This is a genomic window from Paenibacillus sp. E194 (assembly GCF_000935845.1).
Taxonomy (GTDB): Bacteria; Bacillota; Bacilli; order Paenibacillales; family Paenibacillaceae; genus Paenibacillus_B; species Paenibacillus_B alvei_B.
Window position 1 is genome coordinate 1 of the sequence record NZ_JMDX01000279.1, and the last position, 6,680, is coordinate 6,680.

General features: G+C 48.9%; 4 protein-coding genes and 1 pseudogene. 2 read left to right on the forward strand and 3 right to left on the reverse strand.

What is annotated here, in order from left to right; translation table 11 throughout:
* Positions 1–393 (reverse strand): annotated as a pseudogene (locus tag AZ66_RS25035) (RNA degradosome polyphosphate kinase); the annotation flags it as partial.
* 75 nt (positions 394–468) lie between these two features.
* The gene (locus AZ66_RS25040) at positions 469–2,016 is read right to left on the reverse strand and encodes a Ppx/GppA phosphatase family protein (RefSeq protein ID WP_044357367.1); all 1,548 of its coding nucleotides are present in this window, start codon (positions 2,014–2,016) and stop codon (positions 469–471) included.
* 398 nt (positions 2,017–2,414) lie between these two features.
* Here AZ66_RS25040 and AZ66_RS25045 point away from each other — a divergent pair, with 398 nt between their 5' ends.
* A complete protein-coding gene (locus AZ66_RS25045) occupies positions 2,415–3,983 on the forward strand; it encodes a Ppx/GppA phosphatase family protein (RefSeq protein WP_044357368.1) in 1,569 nt (522 codons plus the stop codon).
* A 62-nt stretch (positions 3,984–4,045) separates the two neighbouring features.
* Here AZ66_RS25045 and AZ66_RS25050 read toward each other — a convergent pair whose 3' ends face one another.
* A complete protein-coding gene (locus AZ66_RS25050) occupies positions 4,046–5,005 on the reverse strand; it encodes a zinc dependent phospholipase C family protein (protein ID WP_044357369.1) in 960 nt (319 codons plus the stop codon).
* 313 nt (positions 5,006–5,318) lie between these two features.
* Here AZ66_RS25050 and AZ66_RS25055 point away from each other — a divergent pair, with 313 nt between their 5' ends.
* Positions 5,319–6,644 carry a glycoside hydrolase family 125 protein gene (locus tag AZ66_RS25055; protein ID WP_044357371.1) on the forward strand — a complete coding sequence of 442 codons (1,326 nt, stop codon included), beginning with the start codon at positions 5,319–5,321 and terminating at the stop codon, positions 6,642–6,644.
* Positions 6,645–6,680 lie beyond the last annotated feature (36 nt).

Below are 6,680 nucleotides of genomic sequence, written 5' to 3' on the forward strand. Positions count from 1 at the left end.
CTGCTCCATAAAGTAGCTGCGAAGATAGTGCTTCTCATTCATCGACAATCGATGCGGTCGCTTGATTACAATGTTGTGCTGGCGCAGCTTCCTCCGAAGCTGACCGTATATGTAGGCTTGCTTCTCGACCATTGTGGCGGCACCAGACTTGATGCCTTCGAGCGTATCATGTGGTGTGCAGCCTGATCGGTCGCGTTTGTCGTAACCTGCGATCATTTGATCAATGACGGACGCAGCACGCACCATGAACAATTCGTCCATATTGGAGCTGCTTATGGCTAGGAACTTCAGCCTTTCTAACAACGGGTTCGTTTTGTCATATGCTTCTTCAAGAACTCTTCGATGAAAAGCCAATAGGCTCCATTCGCGGTTAATAAATGTTCGAGCCATCATGAAACCTCTCCTTTTTTACACAATGAACGATTGTAGCTCAGCATGACATGGTCATTGGGGGAGATGAGAGGGATGCTATCCTTTCAGTAGGATAGGATATCCGCTCACTTGCTCGAAGAATGAGCTTTCATGTTGGAAGGCCCACCGTTCCAACTCCAAGCTACCCTCATAGGTAGGAATCAACGTAATGTAAGTGCCTTTTTTAATATGGATGGTGAAATCTTTAACTTTCTGCAGGTGGGCAATATCGAGCGCATCGGCCAGCTTGAGGATAGAGGTGAGCTTGGACAGTACCAACTGCTCCTGTTCACTCATATCCGGTCTTAGAGGCACTTGAGCACTGCGCGGATGGTATAATGCCATACTTGCGACAAGCTCCTTGTCCTTCTCAGACAGACCTAGCCAGTCCATCGCTTTAATCATATGATATGAATTGGCAGCATGGCCCTCCTGGGATATGGTCTTGCCGATATCATGCAAGATAGCAGCCAGCTCCAAGCATAGTTTGCGAGATGGATCCATGCGAAATAAGCTGTTCAAGCGATCAAAGAGCTTTTTAGCAAGTCTTCGAACCTGTCTGGAGTGCTCCATATCAAGCTGAACGCGTTCGGCAGCATGGAAGGCGGACGCCGTCATATCTTCGATATACAACGCTTGCAGCGCAGCTGACTGATCATGTGCTGAGAGTGACATTTCGTGAAGGACTCCGTGCCGTAAGGAGACATCCGGCAGAAGCAGTCGCTCTGCAGCCGTTCCTTTGAGCAGCTCTGACATAATAATAGCTGTTGGGACTAGCTGAGAGGCGCGTTCTTCATCAATATGGAATTTGTGCGATAGCTCTGCAGTGCCTGCTTGCATCCATTCGAACATATGGCGCTGGAGCGTCGTTCTTGCGATAGATCGCAGTGGTAAGCTTCCGACTGAGCTTGTCCCTCGCTCTCCGTATTTGTGCGCCAAGGTGGAGGCTTCTCCGCCGAGGACAATCAGATGCTTGATGGTATAGGAAGACATACGGCGACGCAGCATGTCCAGTTGACTTTCAATATATTGCTGAAGAACATTGGAATAATGCAGCGACTCGCCCCGCAAGGAATCAAGCACTTCCTTCAGCTTCAAGATACCGATGCGAACATATTCGGAAAATTGCAATTTTCCAGATGCATATACGCTTAGCTGGACACCGGCGCTGCCAATTTCGACGACCAGCAGTCCTTCCTCACGCAGCTGCGGCATTTGTTCAACGCCGATATTCAGTCCGATATAGGTCAAATATCGTTCGACAGAGCTATCAACCAGCTCGATGTCCATGTCCGTGTAACGGCGAAGGTTATCTAGAAAGTACCCGCGATTGCTTGCCTCTCTAACCCCGCTCGTCGCACAGGCGCGATACGTTTTCACTTTGTAATCTTTCATGAGCTGCGACATTTGCTTCATCGCGCGGCATACTTCGAACGTGGCTTTAGAATGGATCTGACCATGGGTGAAGGTGTCGTCGCCGATCGGGGATGTAAGCTTAACATCCTCAAGAATGCGAAGCTGCCCTGGTCCGGCAAGCTCGGCAATAAGCATTTTAATTGCATTCGAACCAATGTCGATGCCTGCGGCAATAAGCGGTTTGTCCATAATATCCCCTGTCTTTCGTTACAAGTGAATGAAATAGACGGCATGTATGCCTTCATACCTATATCGCTCGCGATTTACGGGCAGGAATGAACACAGCTTATGGTGTGAATACTGCTTCCAATAGACTGGGCATTGCTGTCTACTGCTAGAGTAATGGATTTGACAGGTACAGGTCATAGATTTACAAAAGATTAACATTATGTTCCGCGCTTTCGGATGGAGTTTTCATACAGAGCATGGCAAAATGAAAAGATATTGCAAGCATTTCAAGAGATGTCACTCTTTTTTTTGGAATGTAAGCAATGATAAGCTCAGCAGGCTGTTCTTCGCGGACGTGGGTGGATCTGGATGCTGTGCACATAACGTATTGCGATGAGTAAGGAAGGAGAGTATGCCATATGATGCGACCTAAGAAGCCGCTAGAAGCCAAGGTTCCGACACAGAATCGCCATCTGGGCATTATAGATATCGGTTCAAATTCGGTACGTCTTATGATTGCGGAAATTCGCGAGGATCTGACATTTCAAATTGTAGATCAATGGAAGGAAGTCGTTCGTCTTGGTGATGAGTACGATGAAGATGGAGCGATTCCGGAATATAAAATTGATAAATTAATTTCAACGCTCCTATTATTTAAGCAGTTGTGCAGCCGTTATGAGTCATGTGAGATTATCGTGGTTGCCACGGCTGCACTGCGCAAAGCGACGAACCGGGCATTAATCCTAAGCCGCATTCTAGGTGCAACACAATTGTCTGTGCGAGTAATAAGCGGAGAGTCGGAGGCTTATTTGGACTATCTTGCAGTCGTATCGACCATGAATGTCAAGGATGCGCTGTTGGTCGACATCGGAGGCGGCTCTTTGGAGATGGTGCTCATTCAGGATCGGATCTTGAAGGAGAGCATCAGCATTCCGGTTGGAGCGCTAACGCTGGCAGGCCAATATAATGTCAGAGAGGCGCTTGAAGTAGAGGAGGGGCAGCGGCTTGCTGCCGATATGGGGAAGCTTCTCGGGCAGATTGAGTGGCTGCAGCAAGCAGAGGGATATCCGCTTATTGGTGTGGGCGGAACGATACGGACGATTGCGAAGATGGATAAGGCTCAGGCTAAGGTTCCACTTGCTTCGCTCCATCATTACGTGCTGAGCCGCGAGCACGTCGAACAGTGGCATGAGAAGCTAAGACCGTTGTCGCTGGAGGAAAGAGAGAAGATTCAAGGGTTATCCAAGGATCGAGCGGACATCTTTATGGGAGCCTTTACGTTCATTACGTATGTGATGGAACGCTTGGATATGCCTATATTGACGGTAAGCGCCAAGGGTGTTCGGGAAGGTGTTCTATTCGATTTGCTCCAGGGGGAAGGGCTGATGATCGATGATCCTCTGTCTTTGTCCATCACGAATATGATGCGGCGGTTTCGGTTGCAGCGAGATCATGCCAAGCGAGTCCGTGTCCTATTCAATCGACTGGTGGAAGATATGGGAGCCCTGATGGAACTGGGAGGGGACTGGTCGCAGATCATGCATACGAGCGCGATGCTGCATGATTGTGGAGTCGTCATCTCTCCGCTTGAACGAGAGCGGCATGCGCTATATATGCTGCTCCATTCAGACTTGTACGGTCTGACTCCTCGCGAGCTCGTGCTAAGTGCGTTCATCGCCTCAGCTGATCAAAAGCTGAAGGCAGGCGAAGCATGGAGTGAATATGAGGCGCTATTCCTTCCCGGAGACAAAGAAGGTGTGCGTACACTTAGCCTATTGCTGCGGCTTGCGATAAGCTTCAATCGCGGAGCAGCCTCAGATGTAGAATTGGTGGCCTGTGATATTGAAGAGCAGGAGGTCGTATTTCACGTGCGTGCCTCGACACCACCGCTGCTTGAAGTATCGGAAGCCTATGCGGTTCGCACGGCATTTCGCAAGCGTTTCAAGCGGGATCTTGTCATTGTCGCGAATGTTACGCAATCACGGTAACGAATGGAAAAGGCTCTCTGAGGCAGAGGACATCGCTGTTCTGCTTCAGAGAGCCTTGTTATTTACGTATCCCAAATTGGGTCTTCGATGATGATAGGTCGATCCTGCTCCAGGGGAAGGCCAGTCTCATAAGATCGGTTGCCAATTGCTGATCGAAGACTCTCGTACGCGTTAGCAACTGAACGCGGATCTTGATTCGCTTCCTCCTTGATGTTCCAGTAGGCGGCGGCAGCCGATACAGCACGCGCCGCATCTTCACGGGCTTCTTCCCACATATCCCATATACTCGTGGATCGAATTTCTCCTGTGCCCGTCGGATCTGGCCATGGTCTTCGTGCTTCATTCAACACATCATAGGCTGGTGGTGTCCGCTTGTAAACAAACGGTTCGATTTGTTTACATGTCAGAAGCTGCTTCATCCCAGACGGGTCATGGAATAGCTTCTGTGCGCGCACCATAGCACGATTGGCGTCGTTCCAATAGCGTGTATCCACTCGCTTGGACAGCTCAGGGTAGTATCGGCCCGTTAAGGCATGCAGTGCACTGACCATTGCTTTCGGGAACTGTCCGCCCGTATCGATTTCTTTCCATACCGGTGTATTCCATGTCGCGATATTGCGCTTGGCGCGCAGCACGTGGGTATCCATCAACACCTCGAACCGCTGGTGATCCCATTTGCGGAATCCTGAACGCACAAATACATAAGGATGCATGTTCCGATCAAGGATATGATGCAGCAGAAATCCGAGGGCGTATACGCGAGATAGCATATCTCCCTTGGGTGCAGAATCGATCAAGTCGAGCAGAAATGGACCGCATTGCTTATTGTGCATGGCGCTTCCAAGCTCGTTCATTACTTTATTGCGCTGCCATGGCAGAAATTGATGATAGAATAGAAAATCAGGCCCCTGGCACCCCATATTGAACATGCGTTTCTGGGAGTCGGGCGATATCCAATGGGCGATGCCAGCGTCGTCAAGCGCCTCTTGGCCGAATAGTAAATGCGTCCATACGTTGGGCATTGTTCCCCTCCTCGTTACGGAGCATCTCTTATGCAGCTGCATGAGAAGCTGCCGCAATTGAGATGCCTATCTACCAGTTCACCTGAAATAAAGAGGAATGTCAATCCTTTGTGAGTATGAAATGGGAACTCATTTGCTATCTTGATGTGGAACATTTTTGTGCAACATGATAAAGTTTCTCGATCTGTCTAGTAAGATGAAGCGTTTGCATGTACACTGTAAGGAGCCACGGGGGACAAGCTCACAACGGGCCTGCCGAAGTGTGACAAGAGAGATAATTACATCATGTGGAGAACAGGTGGAGGATAATAACATGGAACAATTTCGTTTGCCTAAAATCGATGTACCTGCATTTGACTTGCCAAAAGCAGTCGTCCGCGTTATGGAAGAAGCGGAACAGAAGCTGGCGCATCGTCCTAAGTTGTTGAAGCTGTTCAAGAACTGCTTCCCGAACACGTTGGAAACAACGACTAAATTGCTGGATGACGGGACAACATTCGTCTTGACTGGAGATATTCCCGCAATGTGGCTGCGCGACTCGGTGGAACAGGTGATTCATTACGTTCCTTTCGCGAAGGATGACAAGGACTTGCAGCGCATTATCGGTGGTTTGATCAAGCGTCACATGTTCTATATTAATATTGACCCATATGCAAACGCGTTCAACGAGACTGCGAATGACTGGCACTGGGATGCGAATGACCAGACCGAGATGTCCCCATGGGTATGGGAACGCAAGTATGAGCTGGATTCGATGTGCTTCTCGATTCGCCTTGCATATATGTATTGGAAAGAGACAGGACGTACCGATATTTTCGATACGAACTTCAAATCCGCTATGCGCAAAATTGTGGACGTTTGGAAGACAGAACAGCATCACTTCGAGCAATCGCAATACCGCTTCACACGTGTGAACTGTCCAGCGATTGATACGATTCGCAATGACGGCAAGGGAATGCCTGTGAATTACACAGGAATGACTTGGTCCGGATTCCGTCCAAGTGATGATGCATGCGACTTCCACTATAGCATTCCTTCTAATATGTTCGCGGTTGTCAGCTTGCGTCAAATGCAGGAAATTGCAAAATACGGCTTCCGTGACGAAGAGTTCGTTAGCGAAATGGCGAAGCTGGAAGAGGAAATCAATCACGGCATCCAATTGTACGGGGTTCACAACCATCCGACATACGGCAAGATTTATGTGTATGAAACAGATGGCTTCGGCAACTACTGCCTCTTGGATGATGCAGGGACGCCAAGCTTGCTGTCCATCCCTTATATTGGATATGCGGACGCAAGTGATCCGATTTATGAAAATACACGTAAGTTTATTTTGAGCAAAGAAAATCCGTACTACTTCGAAGGCAAGGTTGCAAAAGGAATCGGCAGCCCACATACGCCAGACGGCTATGTATGGCACATGGCGTTGTCCATGCAAGGATTAACGGCAGCAAGCGATGAAGAAATGCTCGCTATGATTGATATGCTGGAAGCAACAGATGCGGATACAGGCTTCATGCATGAGGGCTTCCTCGCGGATGATCCGAATGTATTTACACGTCCATGGTTCGCTTGGTCGAACAGTCTGTTCTCGCAGCTTGTGTGGAAGGCCATGCATCGCGGGCTGTTGGATAAATAAAGGTAGATCAATTACGAAGAGCGATGATAAGAAGAA